This window comes from Marinifilum sp. D737, from assembly GCF_026672275.1.
Classification (GTDB): Bacteria; Bacteroidota; Bacteroidia; order Bacteroidales; family Marinifilaceae; genus Marinifilum.
On record NZ_JANQCD010000008.1, the window covers coordinates 96,557 to 111,959 of the forward strand.

The following is a 15,403-nucleotide window of genomic DNA, read 5'->3' on the forward strand; positions in this document are numbered from 1 at the left end:
TCAGATGTACCAAATAAAGAGTAAAATTTATTGAGAGCCTCACTTGAAGTGAGACCCTCAAAATATTTTATTTCATAGCCTCTAAAGATTCTTTAGCTGCCTGAATTGTTTTGTCTAACATCTCGTAAGTAAGAGAATTTGATAAGAAATAACTTTCGAATGATGAAGGAGGAAGGTAAATGCCTCTTTTCAACATTTCGTGGAAGAACTGAGGGAATTTCTCATTATTAGCTGTAGCAGCCGTATCAAAATCTACCACATCAACATCGGTAAAGAATACGCTAATCATCGATCCGCAACGGTTAATCTTGTAATCGAATTCTGATTCTGCAAATACTTTATCCAAACCTTTGTGCAGGTATTCAGTTTTATCTTCCAGTTCAGTAAAGTACTGAGGATTCTCGTTCAACTCTTTAAGTAGTGTGTAACCAGCAATCATGGCAATAGGATTTCCTGATAGTGTTCCAGCTTGGTATACAGGTCCAAGAGGAGAAACAACTTTCATGATTTCATCAGGACCGGCATAAGCCCCAACAGGCATACCACCACCAATTACTTTACCGAAAGTAACCAAATCAGCTTTAATACCTAAATATTCCTGAGCACCACCTTTTGCCAAACGGAAACCATTCATTACCTCATCGAAGATCAATAAAATTCCTTCCTTGTCGCAAAGTTCTCTCAAATCTTCCAAAAACCCTTTTTTAGGAAGAACACATCCCATGTTACCCGCAATAGGCTCGATAATAATTGCCGCAATTTCATCTTTATTTTCAGCAACCAACTGTCTTACATTATCGATATCGTTGTACTTTGCCGTTAGGGTATCGTTAGCAGTTCCCGGAGTTACACCCGGAGAATTTGGTACTCCAAAAGTACTGGCACCACTACCTGCTTTAATTAGGAAAGAATCCGCATGGCCGTGATAACATCCTTCGAACTTGATGAATTTGTTACGGCCAGTATAACCTCTGGCAACACGAATGGCACTCATACATGCCTCAGTTCCCGAGTTTACCATTCTTATCTTATCGATATTAGGAACCATTTCAACAATTAACTTGGCGATATGGATTTCCAATTCAGTTGGGGCACCAAATGAGGTTGAATCTTCAACTTTTGCTTTAATTGCATCAATCACCTTTGGGTAAGCATGACCTAAGATCATTGGTCCCCATGATGAGATATAATCGATATACTCATTGCCATCGGCATCTGTTAAAATGCTACCTTTTGCTTTTTCGATAAAAACAGGAGTTCCTCCAACCGATTTAAAAGCTCTTACCGGAGAATTTACACCTCCGGGAATGTATTTGTTCGCTTCATCGAATAGTTCGGAACTTCTTTTGTATTGATACATAGTGTATGGTTTTAAGAATTTAAATATTCATTACAAATTTCAAGCATCGAATAAATGTTTGTCCTTTCCGACATGGCCACGTTTTCGGTGTAATCTAACAGTTTAACAGCAGTGGTATTTCCAATGGCAATACATGGAATGTCTTCTCTGATTTGATATTTTGAGAAGAAACTATGCACTGCACTTGGACTGCAGAAACAAATCGCATCAAACTGATCGATTTTCAAGTCAGGCTGAATTAAATGGGTAATATAGCATTCAATTTCCTGATACTTGATTTCATTTTCATTAAAAAAGTTGGTGATTGTTTTCCTGCGCATATTTCCAGAGAAATAGTAATACGGAATTCCTGAAGATTCCTGCTCTAGTCTGTCAACTAATGAGAGTGCATTGTGATGCTCGGGAACAACTACTTCAAAATTGAGTTTTCGCAGTTCTTCCGCAGTTTTTTCACCAACAGCGAAACATTTTCGGTTCGAATAATTCGAAATATCAGGGAATGATTTTAGCAAACTCTTCACGGAATTCTTACTGGTAAATATCCAGGAAGCATTCTCATTTGTTTTAAGATTCTCTATCGTTTCCTTAGGTAAATCACTTAACTCAATATCAATGAAAGGATAATCTTGTAATGATAGTCCTATTCCTTTTCCGAACTCATAATGATTCTCGGTAAGTTTTCGGGTAAAGAGGATGTGCTTTAATTTACCAGTGTCCATTAGCTGTTTATTCATTTGCTGAGCTAACAAATTTAAGAAATCCGAGCAGTTTTTTATACTCAATTGGCAAGAAATTAGCAATGAATTGATAATGAGTTGAGACCTGCCATGTCATTATTTTTTCGTAAATTCTTTTAGCATTTAAATACGTTAAAAAGTATTAATCTTCTTGTCTGTTTTTAATAGCTTTTATACTTTTATTGAGCTTTAAAAAAGCAATGGAAATAAATATTTCATAAAATATAGAAGCAGGACTTAAAAACATTTTACGTTACGTGCCGATATGAGTAAATCTCTTGATTAAGTGAGACAATTATGACAGAATTAAATAGGGAAGAAGAAGAAAGAAGGCAAATATTATTAAGATACAAACGCTTACTTAAGACCTGTAAAAACATCGTTACCAGAGCGGATATCAAGCTGGTAAGAAAAGCATTTGATTTAAGTTTACAAGATCACGAAGGTGAGAGAAGAAGTAATGGCGATCCGGCTATCTACCGATCATTGTCTGTGGCCCAAATTGTAGTTGAAGAACTTGGGCTTGGACGTACTTCTGTTATCTGTGCCTTGCTATATGACCTTGTTCAAAAAGAACAAGTTGATATTGATGAGATTAAAGAGCTATTTGGAGAAAAGGTAACCCATATTATCACTGGATTGGTTAAGGTGACAAATATCTATAATCAAAACCTGACCCAACATACCGAGAATTTTAGAAAACTCTTGCTTAGTTTCGCCGATGATGTTCGAGTGGTTCTAATCATTTTAGCGGATCGATTGTTCCATTTGCGAAATATGGACCATAAATCAAAGGAAGAACAAACTTCCGTGGCAAAAGAAATAGAGTTCTTATACATTCCATTGGCTCACCGTTTAGGTATGTACAATGTGAAGTCGGATATGGAAGATTTGGCTTTGCGTTACCTTCAGCCTGATATTTATTTCGAAATTGTTCAAAAACTAAAGGATTCGGAAGAAGAACGAGAAAAGTTTATTCAAGATTTTGTGGATCCGATAAAAAAAGAGCTTGATCAGTTAGGTGTAAAGTATAAGATTAAGGCCAGAACCAAGACCATTGCTTCCATTCTGCATAAGATGAAAAAGAAGCAGGTGGAGTTCGAAGAAGTGTATGATATTTTTGCCATTCGTATTATTTTAAAAGCTTCTCCTAAGAAAGAAAAATCAGAATGTTGGAAAGTGTACTCTGCGGTTAGTGATTTGTATAGACCAAATCCTGAGCGTTTGCGCGATTGGATTACCATTCCGAAATCGAATGGTTATGAATCATTGCATACCACTGTTTTGGGGCAAAATAATAGATGGGTTGAAGTTCAAATTCGTTCCAAACGAATGAATAAAATTGCCGAGCAAGGTTTCGCTGCTCACTGGAAATACAAAGGTGGTAAAGGCGAAGGTGGATTAGACAATTGGTTGCAGGATATTCGCGAGGTATTGGAGAGTCAGGAAAGTGATTCAATTGACTTGATTGACAAATTTAAAGCTGATTTATACAACAAAGAGATATATGTATTTACGCCAAAAGGGGATTTAAAGCAATTGCCTTTAGGCGCAACTTTATTGGATTTTGCTTATTCCATTCACTCTGATTTAGGTGGGAAATGTATTGGAGGTACAGTAAACCAAAGAAACGTTTCCATTCGTCAAGAGCTAAAAAATGGAGATCAGGTTGCTATTACAACTTCCAATACACAAAAACCAAAGTCTGATTGGTTAAATTTTGTTGTTACCACAAAGGCAAAGAACAAGATTCGCCAATCGATGAAAGAGGAAATGCTCAAGGAGGCCGATCTGGGCAAGGAAACCTTAAAGCGAAGAATGAAGAACTGGAAAATTGATTTCTGCGATGAGAATATCCGCAAGTTAATGACAGAATACAAGTACAAACTTGCCGTTGATTTGTATTATGGTATTGCAACAGAACTACATGATTTGTCAGAAATCAAGGAGATATTGACCAGAGAAGAAGTTGTGGAGGAAAAGGCACCTGAAGAGATGCCTGACTACAAATCAAGAACGACTCAAACAACTGGTGAAGATGTATTGATTGTAGATCAGAATATTGCTAATGTAGATTATACCCTTTCAAAATGTTGTAATCCAATTTTTGGAGATGATATTTTTGGTTTTATTACCATCGGAAAAGGAATTCGAATTCACAGGGTGGGATGTTCCAATGCCAAAGAGATGATGAGCAGGTATCCTTATCGTGTGGTGAAAGCCAATTGGACAGAAAAAGGAGCAGCTTCATACCAGGCAGTACTTCACATTACAGGTGATGATGAATTGGGAATGGTTACCAATATTTCAGAGGTAATTACGAAAGATTTGCGCGTGCAGATGAGATCCATTTCTGTTGAAACCAATGCAGGAAGTTTCGAAGGAAACCTTACTGTTGTTGTATCGAACATTGAGCACTTGAATACATTAATGGTGAAACTTCGGAGAATTAAAGGTGTACATCGTGTTTCGCGTTACGATACGGTGGCATAATTTATCAGTTATCAGTTATCAGTTATCAGTTGCTGGAAAAAAATGAAAGCACAAAGGCAAGTCAGGGGTTGACTAATATCGAAGCTGTAAATCAGTCACCCCCTCACTGAAAAATCTAGCTACTGACTCTTGACGGCCGGGAAACAAGGTGCAGCGCACCGTAATATTTGTAGCTTGCATGTTAACAATCGCTTTCGCAGATTAAAGATATTTATCACAAATTCAGCCAACCCAAGAGCTGACAGCATCGGCGAAACCGAAGCATGGAAAATCATTTAAACAGCGATCAGTGATCACTCCTCGATAATTGCTAAAATATTGTGTGTTCGGGACTAACAAAAGCGATGTGAAATTGCTTCAAAAATCTTCATCAATAAGTGATGTTTTATTGCTATTGATTCTGTATATTTGAAGTTCGAAAAAAGAAAAACGACCGTTTATTGGTCCTATTATATATATGGAAAATTTTATTGTTTCAGCTCGAAAATATCGTCCCTCAACATTCTCAACAGTTGTAGGGCAGGAGTCTATTACCGTTACCTTAAAGAATGCGATTAAGAACAGTCATTTGGCACATGCCTACCTGTTTTGTGGTCCCAGAGGTGTAGGTAAAACCTCTTGTGCACGTATTTTTGCTAAAACCATAAACTGTTCGAATATTACTTCTGATTTTGAAGCTTGTAATGAGTGTGAATCCTGTAAGGCGTTTAATGAAAACCGCTCATACAACATTCACGAATTGGATGCTGCTTCGAATAACTCGGTTGATGACATTCGTACCTTAATTGACCAGGTAAGAATACCACCTCAAATCGGAAGTTATAGCATATATATTATTGATGAGGTTCACATGTTATCTGCATCGGCATTTAATGCCTTCCTGAAAACATTGGAAGAACCTCCGGCTCATGCAATTTTTGTATTGGCAACCACCGAAAAGCATAAGATTTTACCTACAATTTTATCGCGTTGTCAGATTTTCGATTTTAATCGCATTAAAGTGGAAGATGCGGTGAAGCATCTTAAGAATATTGCCGGGAAAGAATCTGTAAATATCGATGAAGAAGCTTTAAATGTAATTGGTCAGAAAGCCGATGGCGCAATGCGTGACGCTCTTTCTATTTTTGATCAGATTGTGAGTTTTTCAGGGAAGGAAATCACATTCGAAAATGTAATTCAGAATTTAAATGTACTGGATTACGATTATTACTTCCGAATTGTGGATGCTGCATTGGAAGGAAAGGTTACTAATGTATTGGTAATGCTTAATGAGATTTTTGAGAAAGGTTTCGATGGTCATCACTTTATTGGAGGATTAAGTGCTCACATTCGTGATGTCCTAGTTGGAAAAGATGCAGCTACCATACAATTACTGGAAGTGAGTGAGAGTGTGAAACAGAAATATGTCGATCAGGCAAAGAAATGCCCGGTAGATTTCTTGTATGAGGCTCTCGCCATACTAAACCAATGCGATGTCAGTTACAAATCCAGTCAGAATCCACGTTTATTAATCGAGCTAAGTTTAATTCAATTGTCCCAGATAATTGAATCAAAAAAAAAAGGAGCTAGTTTAAAAAAGAATTCCAAGAAATTATTGAGGATTGCGATTGATGGGAGAACTCTTGCTCCTGCTCAAAATGTACCGAAAAGTGTAGGCAAGGTATCAACCACTATACAGAACAATGGCAATCCTTCCAAAGCCGAATACAAGGCAAGTATTGATACAGGAGTAGCCAGAAATACATATACTTCTACGGTATCGATTAAGCAAGCACTGAAATCTGGTATTCAAAGACCACAAATCGTTAGCAAACCCAACAGCGAGAATAAAACGGAAGTATCTGATATAACAGGTGCTTATTTGAATGCTGAGTACAACAAAGCTGGTGTTTTTATGCAGCTAAAGGAGTTTGCCAAAATCAAAAATAAAAGTGAACGTGTAAGGTTGGCACTAACAGTAAACCAGCCTGAGCTTACCGATAATAAAATTGTTTTAAAGGTGAGCAACCCACTTCAGGAAGACGATATCAATAGTGTATTGATGGAATTGCAAAATTATTTCAGAAGAATATATAATAACAATTCAATATCGGTGGAGACAGTAAAATCTGCAACTACAAAAACCAAAAGGGTGTTTACAGATACCGACAGATTCAATTATTTGTGCAAGAAAAATCCCGCTTTGGCAGTGTTGAAACAGAAATTCTCCCTCGATTTTGAGTAGAAAAGCATAAATAGGTTATAAAGCATATGACATTTAGTCTAAATAAGGCCCTTGATTTTATTCATGGGCCTTATTTATAGTTACTTATAATTAAAGAAAAAAATCGTTAAAAAATAAGCGCTTTTAAATTGGGAATTAAAAAAAATATCTATGTTTACCAAGAGTTTGAATTGTGCTTAATTCTTACGAAAAAGAGTTAAACAGACTATTTTAATTAAAACACACAAAACAACAACCAACATGGCACAGACAGCAAAGATAATCTATACCAAGATTGATGAAGCTCCAGCCTTGGCAACATATTCACTGTTGCCTATTATCAAAGCCTTTACTAAAACTTCAGGCATTGAAATTGAAACTAAAGACATTTCTTTAGCAGGTAGAATTATTGCTAATTTTCCTGAGAATTTGACCGAAGATCAGAGAATTCCTGATTATTTGGCAGAGTTAGGAAAACTATCATTAACTCCAGAGGCTAACATTATTAAGTTGCCTAACATTAGTGCTTCAATTCCACAGTTGCAAGCTGCAATTGCAGAATTACAGGAAAAAGGGTATAACATTCCTAACTATCCTGAGGAAGCAAATACTGCTGAAGAGAAAGAACTTCAAGCACGATTCGCAAAAGTATTGGGTAGTGCAGTAAACCCTGTGTTACGTGAAGGTAACTCAGATCGTCGTTCTGCTGCTTCTGTTAAGAAGTTCGCTCAAAAGAATCCACACAGAATGGGAGCATGGTCGGCAGATTCTAAATCTCACGTGGCTCACATGACTGAAAAGGATTTCTATGGTTCTGAAAAATCAGTAACTCTAGAGAAAGACACCAATGTACGTATCGAGTTTGTTGACAATGCAGGTGCTGCAACAGTATTAAAAGAAAAGCAAGAATTGTTAGCTGGTGAAGTTATTGATACTTCAGTAATGAATGTGAAGGCTTTACGTGCTTTCTACAAAAAGGAAATTGAAGCTGCTAAAGAAGAAGGACTACTTTGGTCTTTACACCTTAAAGCAACTATGATGAAGATTTCTGATCCTGAAATGTTTAAGCATGCAGTAGAAGTATTCTACGAAGAAGCTATTGCCAAGCACGCTGATACAATTAAGGAATTAGGAGTGAACTTCAACAATGGTTTGGGTGATCTTTATGCTAAAATTGAAAAATTACCAGCAGACAAGAAAGCAGAAATCGAAGCTGATATCATGGAAGTGTACAAAACTCGTCCGGATATGGCTATGGTTGATTCAGATAATGGAATTACCAACCTACACGTACCAAACAACGTAATTATCGATGCATCGATGCCAGTTGTTGTTCGTGATGGTGGTAAAATGTGGAACCCAGCGGGAGAGCTTCAGGATTGTGTTGCTTTGATTCCAGATAGATCTTACGCTAAAATGTTCCAGGTTTGCTTCGATGATTGTAAGAAAAACGGAGCTTACGATGTAACTACTATGGGATCTGTATCAAACGTTGGTTTGATGGCTAAAAAAGCAGAAGAATACGGATCACATGATAAAACTTTCTACGCACAAGGTGAAGGTACAATTCGCGTTGTAGATTTCGACGGAACTGTTTATATGGAACAAGCTGTTGAAACTGGCGATATCTTCAGAATGTGTCAGGTGAAAGATGCTCCAATTCAGGATTGGGTTAAATTGGCTGTAAACAGAGCTAAAGCAACTGGTTCTCCAGCAATTTTCTGGTTGGATGAAAACCGTGCTCACGATGCTCAGTTGATCACTAAGGTAAACTCTTACTTGAAAGATCATGATACTACTGGATTAGATATCCGTATTTTGGCTCCTGTTGAAGCTATCGAATTCTCATTGGAAAGAATCCGCAGAGGTGAAGATACCATTTCAGTAACTGGTAACGTATTGCGTGACTACTTAACTGACTTGTTCCCAATTCTTGAGCTAGGTACTTCTTCTAAGATGTTATCTATCGTTCCATTGATGAATGGTGGTGGTTTATTCGAAACTGGTGCAGGTGGATCAGCTCCTAAGCACGTACAACAGTTCGAAAAAGAAGGTCACTTGCGTTGGGATTCACTTGGTGAATTCTTAGCATTAGGTGTATCTTTCGAGCACATCGCTAACAATTTCAATAATGAGCAAGCTCAGCTATTTGCTGATACTTTAGATGCTGGTGTAACTAAATTCCTTGATGAAAGAAAATCACCATCACGTAAGGTAAACGAATTGGATACTCGTGGTTCTCACTTCTACTTGGCAATGTATTGGGCTGAAGCATTAGCTGCTCAAGATAAAGATGCTGAATTGAAAGAGAAATTCGCTAAAGTTGCTGCTGAAATGCAAGCTAACGAAGAGAAAATCGTTAAGGAATTGAATGACGCTCAAGGTTCAGCAATGAACATAGGTGGTTATTTTATGCCAAACGATGAAAAGGCTTTCGAAGCAATGCGTCCATCAGCTACATTGAATTCAATTGTAGACGCTATCTAATCACATTAGATAAATCATATAGAAAGGCCTTCCAAACGGAAGGCCTTTTTTCATAAGTGACATTTTAGAAAAGAAAAAAGGCAGAAAATAAATTTCTGCCATTAATTTTAAATGAAATATAATGATGATAGTAGTTTACTCAGCATCTTCAAGGTGATCCATCCAGATTTTGTTGATCTCGTTGTAATCGCCTAAACCTTTCATTACAGTATGAACCGTATAACCTTTTCCTTCCAATCTTTCTTTCCACGATTGTTCTGCAGGATCAGTTTCACCAGTGTTACCATTCATATCGTTATTTGCATGATCACCAGCAATAGACATTAATGGAGTAATGGTAACTTTGGTAGCTTTTGGAGAAAGTTTATCCAATTCGGCAAGAATACCGCCTATTGAAGTTGTTCCTGCATCGAAACCAATCCCTTCTACAGTACCTACAAAAAAGTTAGGATTTAGTTTTTGTAGCTCGCTCTGAAGTTTTAAGTATTGAGCATCTGCAGCATGTGGAGTACCGTGTCCCATTAACAATACAGGACCATCTTTTAATTCCTCAGAGAATTTTACAGCTAAAATATCAGCAACAGCTTTAATGTCAGCATCGCTATCCAATAAAGGGCGACCAATTTTCACGCTTACTCCTTCGTATTTTTCTTTGAAGGCATGGATTGCTTCTTTTAATTCATCAAATTCTTCACCAGGAATAACATGTAAAGATTGTACTTCGAATTTAGAAAAACCATCTTTTACCATGATTTCCAAAGCTTCCTGTGGCGTGTCATTGTCGATAATTTGTCCTTTTAAAGAACCTTCTCCATTTCCCTGACGCAATTTGTTGATAATGATGTCGGAGGTGTAACCCCATTTAATGGTTTCACCGGCAAATCGTTTTTTAGCAGCATCATCGATGTTCTTGAATGTCTCTTGTGGGTCTGGGAATGAAGATCCAAAAGTTACCAATAGGATACCTTCTTTGTCACCTAAAGTGTTCTTGTCATCATTGTCGTCATCACTACATGCAGTGAATACCATTGCTAATGCGCATAAAGCGATAGCTGATTTTTTGATTAAATTCATTTTGCCTTGTGTTTTTGTTAATTTGATTTTATTGATAAATCCCCAAAGGGATTTTAGCTTATTTGCTAAAGTTTACATTCAACCCTACAAAGAGTGTTCTTCCCGGATTTAAGGTTCCGTAATGTGAACCATATGGTCTGTCATCTACATAATCGAACAGGTTGTCGATTCCTGCAGTGATCCAAATTTTGTAGTTCTCCAATTTGTTAATGCTTAGGTTCGAAGAGAGTTTCCAAACTTGGTATGCATCTGCATAGCTTCTCTCCAAATCTTCTTCTAAATAGAAACGATCTGATTTGTAAACGCCAGATAGATTGATGTTTAGTTTCTTCTTATTCCATCTTTCTGTCCAAGATAATTTCCAGGTGGCGCTATGTTCTGATATGCCATTTAACCTGATATCCTGACTTAGGTTCTTTGCATTTACATAGCTGTAACTACCATTGAATAATAGTTGAGAAAATACAGGAAAACTAAAGTGCCAATCAGCACCAATGGTTCTTGCATCGTCTATATTGTATCTTTTTTTGGTTTCCTCAATCCCTCTTCGTGAATGATCATATGTTGTTGGAATGATTTTATAATCAATTTTGTCGTAGATTCTATTCAGGTATATATTTAGGCCCGTTTTAAACTTGTTGGCCTTAAATTCACTTGATAATGAAAAGTAATGTGATTTCTGAGCTTTCAAGTCTTCATTACCAAGATATAGGCGATACATGCCCATGCGGTTGCTTTCGTAGTAATAGTACAATTCTTTTAAAGTAGGACTTTTAAAGCCATTAGAGTAGGTAAATCTATGGGTGAATTTAGATTCTTTGTACATCATGCTTAGTTTTGGCGTTGCCGAAAATCCGGTTTTATCGTGATACAAGGTTCTAAGACCTGCAACCAAATCTAATTTTTTACTTAGCTTCATTTCATCCTGAACATACAAGGAGTAAGTGTAGGCATTAACTTTAGGTGTGGTTAACCTGTATTCCGCTTCAAGGTATTCGCCTCTAAGCTCAGTTCCAAAGCTTAGTTTGTTCTTGTCGTTGATGTTAAAAACTCCTTTTACCTGCGAAATTACGTTTACTACATCCGAATTTTTAAATCGATCACCCGGATAATAGGTCTTCTTAATTACATCGGTACTGGTAATATAGCTTTCGTTGTATTTGTAGGGATATTCCGTGTAGTACAAGTAGTTGTTTACATCAAAATTGAAACTCAGTAGATTATTTTTTTTCAATTTGTAGATGCCAGCAAGTGAAACCGCCCTGTTATTGTAATAGTAATTGTGCATTTGCGCCTTGAATGGAAAATACAGTATTTTTTCGTACCAGGACAAATCCATATTTAAACTTAACTTTTGGTTTACCTCATACTCTAAAAACTGGCTAATGGTATAAGCTTTACTTTTATTTACAGGTTTGTAGTAGGTATGAACCAAAAATGGTAAATCGTGATTGGATTCCCACTTGTTATTAAATTTCATGGAATTCAATTGGTAACCTGCTTTTTGTTTGTAGTTGAAAGTAGTTTTGCCAGATAGTTTCCCTTCACTAAAAGTGAAAGAGTTCAGCTGTTTAAAATCTCCGTAAGCACCCAGGCGGGAACTACTGCTTGCAGATCGTTTTCCTTTTACTTTTTTGGTGATGATATTGATTACTCCGGCTATGGCATCGGATCCGTATAGGGTAGAGGAAGCTCCTTTTACTACTTCTATTTGCTCAATGTCTGCTGAGTTGATTCTGTTTAAATCAGCATATCCACCAACACCGCCAGTTAATCTTTTGCCATTCAAAAGGATCAATACATAGTCTTTGCCCAAACCATTAATTTTGATATTGGAACCCATAGAGCTGGTTGTATAATCAATGGAAGAGGAGATGCCCGATATGATTTCTTCTACATTTCTGCCGGAAATGTCAGCTATGTCCTTTTTGGTAATGATTTCGGTTTGAACTGGTACATTATCAATCTTGTAATGCGTACCTGTGCCCGTAACAACGATAGGGGAAATGGTAAAAGATTTTGGCTGTAGTCCAATATCGAACTTTTTGGAAGCCTTTAAATCAATTTCCTGGCAGAACTTCTCGTATCCAAGAACCGAAACACAAAGATGATACTTGCCTTTTGTTAGCTTGCTTAAGGTATACTGTCCACCATTTTGTGTACTTGCTGTATTTAAACTGTCGAGGTAAACGTAAGCAAAATCAATTCCCTCCCTGGTGTTTTTGTTGTACACCTTGCCACTAAGGCTAAAATTTTGTGAGAATGCAGAAAAAAATACTACCTGCATTAACAACATACAAAAAATCTTATGCATAGTAAAAACATACTAATGCATTCCTGGAATATGTGAGGTGAATGAAATCAGAAAATATACCAAATCATCATTAACTTCTTTTCCCGGAAGCAATAATTAAACAATATCTCCTGGCAGGTTTCCTGACTTTCCCGATTCTCAACTCCTTCCCATCCCTATAGGACAGTGGATTTTGACTGTTGAGAACGAATTAATATCCATGGATATTAACGGGATTTACAGTAGCGGGTACTGTTCCGGATTTACACCGGATTCCCTTTTAACTCTTTTTGCTGAATGCAAACAGAGCACCAAAAGCTTCGCAAATGTATTCTTTTTTATTGATAATAAAATCTAGGAACTTGTTTTTGTCGCATGTTAATCAACATGTCTGGAGTTGACAAAAAAACATTGATACAATAAACTTTTGTTAATCAATCTTTTTCTAAATCTCATAATTGTGAGGTAAATTGATGGGAAATGATTGGTTTGATATGATCATATGTTATCTAACTAATTTGGAATCCGCTTAATGATCTCATTTATAATATTTATCAAAATTCATTTTAAACATTACTTTTGTATTCGATTTCTTCGTGATGGACATGATTTTCTGTCTGTAATCATTGGTGAGTTAATAAGTTTTGTGTTTTAAATTATCTGGGGTAAATGAATTTTCGTAACAAATCTATCATTTGGGTTGGTTCCATTATTGTTGTTGCTTTTGCAATAACTGCCTATTTTATTGGTGAAAAAATGACTCAATCCACTCGAAAGATGAGTGTAGACTTGGCTTTGGCAAAGGCGAATAATAGTTTGCTAATTGTTGAAACTGAAATTGAAAAAAGTTGCAGGCAAGCTGAACTTTTTACCGATGCAGTGGAAGAATTTGCTTATGGTCAGGAGATCCCTTTGATTAAAGAGATACTACAATCAGATTTAATTGAAAGTTCAGAAATATCTGCTCGTTGGTTTATTAGAGTTGACGAGAAAGATAAGGTAAGCGGAATTGTTTTGGAAAAATCTGCTGATTCTATTCTGGTAAAATCTACTTCTCCTATTCATGAAAAAATACTTTGGGATCAGCTGAAAAATTTAAAAGGTACGGTTTTAACTCAGCCATACAAAAACGATCATGGTAAGGAACTCATCAGCATTTTAACACCGGTAATTGTAAATTCACATATTCACGGAATCATAGGTTTTGATATAGATCTGAGAAAGTTTCAGCAGGTGTTCTATGATAATAAATCGCTAAGAAGAGCATATGTTAGTATCATTTCGAAAAATGGCATTTGTATTACACACCCTGATGAAAATCTGATTGGAAAGCAGGTAGCAAATCATCAGGATTCCAGTGTTATGCACCTGGCTTTGCGTTCGGGAGAAAAGCAACAGAAGGAAGTAATATCAGAATATTTAAACCTTCCTGTAATGAGGGTATATAAACCCATTCGAATTGCAAATGGCGATGATTATTGGCTGATAACGGTTAGTGTTCCTTTGTTTAACGTGAAGGAATCGGTAATTGAAATGCGCAATTTGGTATTTCTGATTGGATTGGTTCTGGCTCTTTTGCTTATGGTTTTCCTCTATTTTTCTCAGCGCCGTTGGCTTTACGAGTCAACCAAAAGAAGAAGAGCAGAAAAGCGCCATTTGAATGAGGTAAGCAAACTTTCCTCTATTATGGAGAGTACCGATCAAATTATGATTTTTTCAGTAGGTCACGATTACAAGTATACTAGTTTTAATAGCGTGCATAAAGAAGAGGTGCTGAGATTTGAAAATGAAGTCATTAAGGAAGGGAAGAGTATTTTGGATGCGTACCATGGAGATTTTCGCATCAAAATGAAAATGTATCTTGACCGGGCTTTAGGTGGAGAACACTTTTTAGTGGAATACCAGCGACACGGAATAGATTACCAGCAAATATTCAATGCCATTTCGGATGCCGATGGTAAAGTTGTTGGTGTTGCCAGTTTTAAGGTAGATATCAGTGAAACCCTACAGTTGAGGAAGAAGGCTCAAGAGGAAGAAGAGGAGAAGGTTAAGGCTCAGTTAAAGAATATCAAAAATCAAATTAATCCTCATTTCCTGTTCAATTCCTTAAACTCACTCTATGCTTTGGTAGATGGAGAGCCTAAATTGGCTCGTAAGTTCATTGTGAATTTGTCAAAGGTATATCGATATCTGCTCGACAGTAACAACAGTAATTTGATTCAGTTGCAACAGGAAATGGATTTTATAAAGCAATACGTTTTTTTACAAAAAATCCGTTTTGGCGAAAACCTTATCCTGGAATATGATATCCCCGAGGAGGCAATGCAATGCAAACTGCCATCTGTAAGTATTCAGTCCTTGGTTGAGAATGCCATAAAACACAATGTTATTACCAGCGATAAACCACTTAGGATACGAATAAAGGTTACTGATGACAATTGTTTGGTGGTTGAAAATCCTTATCAGCCACGTACCGATTTAAATCATTCTCCGGGAACAGGATTGAAGAATCTTGATGCTTTGTATTCTTTCCTGGGCGATAGAAAGCCGTATTACGGCATTGAGAAGGAACATTTTATTGCAATCTTGCCTTTGTTTTAGCAAAGCACTTTATTGCCTGCAATCCATTCATACCATTTTTTTTGTCTTTCACTCCCCAATATTTCGGATTCACTCCTTTCTTTTTCCTTGTGAGTTCGAAATAATTCACTTTTGTTCCGAATTCTTGCTTGGAGCTGATAATGCTGCAGCAATAA

The 15,403-nt window shown here is 36.8% G+C and carries 8 protein-coding genes and 1 riboswitch; of the genes, 4 read left to right on the forward strand and 4 right to left on the reverse strand.

Going from position 1 to position 15,403, the window contains the following annotated elements; translation table 11 throughout:
- Nucleotides 1-67 precede the first annotated feature (67 nt).
- Entirely contained in the window at nucleotides 68-1,360 is a 1,293-nt protein-coding gene (gene hemL / locus NQ163_RS07200; RefSeq protein ID WP_268189621.1) for a glutamate-1-semialdehyde 2,1-aminomutase, read from the reverse strand.
- A gap of 11 nt (nucleotides 1,361-1,371) precedes the next feature.
- On the reverse strand, nucleotides 1,372-2,094 hold the full coding sequence (locus tag NQ163_RS07205; RefSeq protein ID WP_268189622.1) for a uroporphyrinogen-III synthase: 723 nt from the start codon (nucleotides 2,092-2,094) through the stop codon (nucleotides 1,372-1,374).
- Between the two features lie 300 nt (nucleotides 2,095-2,394).
- On the opposite strand from NQ163_RS07205, the gene NQ163_RS07210 reads away from it, so the two are divergent.
- The 3 genes from NQ163_RS07210 (at nucleotide 2,395) to NQ163_RS07220 (ending at nucleotide 9,280) form a co-directional block, all read left to right on the forward strand.
- Complete coding sequence (locus NQ163_RS07210; protein WP_268189623.1) at nucleotides 2,395-4,590, forward strand: RelA/SpoT family protein; 2,196 nt, start codon at nucleotides 2,395-2,397, stop codon at nucleotides 4,588-4,590.
- A gap of 457 nt (nucleotides 4,591-5,047) precedes the next feature.
- Nucleotides 5,048-6,814 (forward strand): DNA polymerase III subunit gamma/tau, encoded by a 1,767-nt coding sequence (locus NQ163_RS07215; RefSeq protein ID WP_268189624.1) that lies wholly within the window; start codon nucleotides 5,048-5,050, stop codon nucleotides 6,812-6,814.
- A 240-nt stretch (nucleotides 6,815-7,054) separates the two neighbouring features.
- The gene (locus NQ163_RS07220; RefSeq protein WP_268189625.1) at nucleotides 7,055-9,280 is read left to right on the forward strand and encodes an NADP-dependent isocitrate dehydrogenase; all 2,226 of its coding nucleotides are present in this window, start codon (nucleotides 7,055-7,057) and stop codon (nucleotides 9,278-9,280) included.
- A 135-nt stretch (nucleotides 9,281-9,415) separates the two neighbouring features.
- Here the strand turns inward: NQ163_RS07220 and NQ163_RS07225 are convergent, their stop codons facing one another.
- The gene (locus tag NQ163_RS07225) at nucleotides 9,416-10,354 is read right to left on the reverse strand and encodes a sirohydrochlorin cobaltochelatase (protein WP_268189626.1); all 939 of its coding nucleotides are present in this window, start codon (nucleotides 10,352-10,354) and stop codon (nucleotides 9,416-9,418) included.
- A 58-nt stretch (nucleotides 10,355-10,412) separates the two neighbouring features.
- Nucleotides 10,413-12,668, reverse strand: a complete 2,256-nt coding sequence (locus tag NQ163_RS07230) for a TonB-dependent receptor (protein WP_268189627.1) — start codon at nucleotides 12,666-12,668, stop codon at nucleotides 10,413-10,415.
- Nucleotides 12,669-12,763: 95 nt separating this feature from the next.
- A riboswitch (cobalamin riboswitch) is annotated at nucleotides 12,764-12,978 on the reverse strand.
- A gap of 338 nt (nucleotides 12,979-13,316) precedes the next feature.
- Between NQ163_RS07230 and NQ163_RS07235 the strand changes: the two genes are divergently transcribed.
- Nucleotides 13,317-15,248 (forward strand): histidine kinase, encoded by a 1,932-nt coding sequence (locus NQ163_RS07235; RefSeq protein ID WP_268189628.1) that lies wholly within the window; start codon nucleotides 13,317-13,319, stop codon nucleotides 15,246-15,248.
- The last annotated feature ends 155 nt before the right edge of the window (nucleotides 15,249-15,403 follow it).

What these genes read in the sequence shown, in the direction of transcription:
- NQ163_RS07205 (WP_268189622.1), bottom strand. Translation starts at nt 2,094, where the DNA reads ATGAATAAACAGCTAATGGACACTGGTAAATTAAAGCACATCCTCTTT.
- NQ163_RS07230 (WP_268189627.1), bottom strand. Translation starts at nt 12,668, where the DNA reads ATGCATAAGATTTTTTGTATGTTGTTAATGCAGGTAGTATTTTTTTCT.
- NQ163_RS07225 (WP_268189626.1), bottom strand. Translation starts at nt 10,354, where the DNA reads ATGAATTTAATCAAAAAATCAGCTATCGCTTTATGCGCATTAGCAATG.
- NQ163_RS07210 (WP_268189623.1), top strand. Translation starts at nt 2,395, where the DNA reads ATGACAGAATTAAATAGGGAAGAAGAAGAAAGAAGGCAAATATTATTA.
- NQ163_RS07220 (WP_268189625.1), top strand. Translation starts at nt 7,055, where the DNA reads ATGGCACAGACAGCAAAGATAATCTATACCAAGATTGATGAAGCTCCA.
- NQ163_RS07235 (WP_268189628.1), top strand. Translation starts at nt 13,317, where the DNA reads ATGAATTTTCGTAACAAATCTATCATTTGGGTTGGTTCCATTATTGTT.
- NQ163_RS07215 (WP_268189624.1), top strand. Translation starts at nt 5,048, where the DNA reads ATGGAAAATTTTATTGTTTCAGCTCGAAAATATCGTCCCTCAACATTC.
- hemL (WP_268189621.1), bottom strand. Translation starts at nt 1,360, where the DNA reads ATGTATCAATACAAAAGAAGTTCCGAACTATTCGATGAAGCGAACAAA.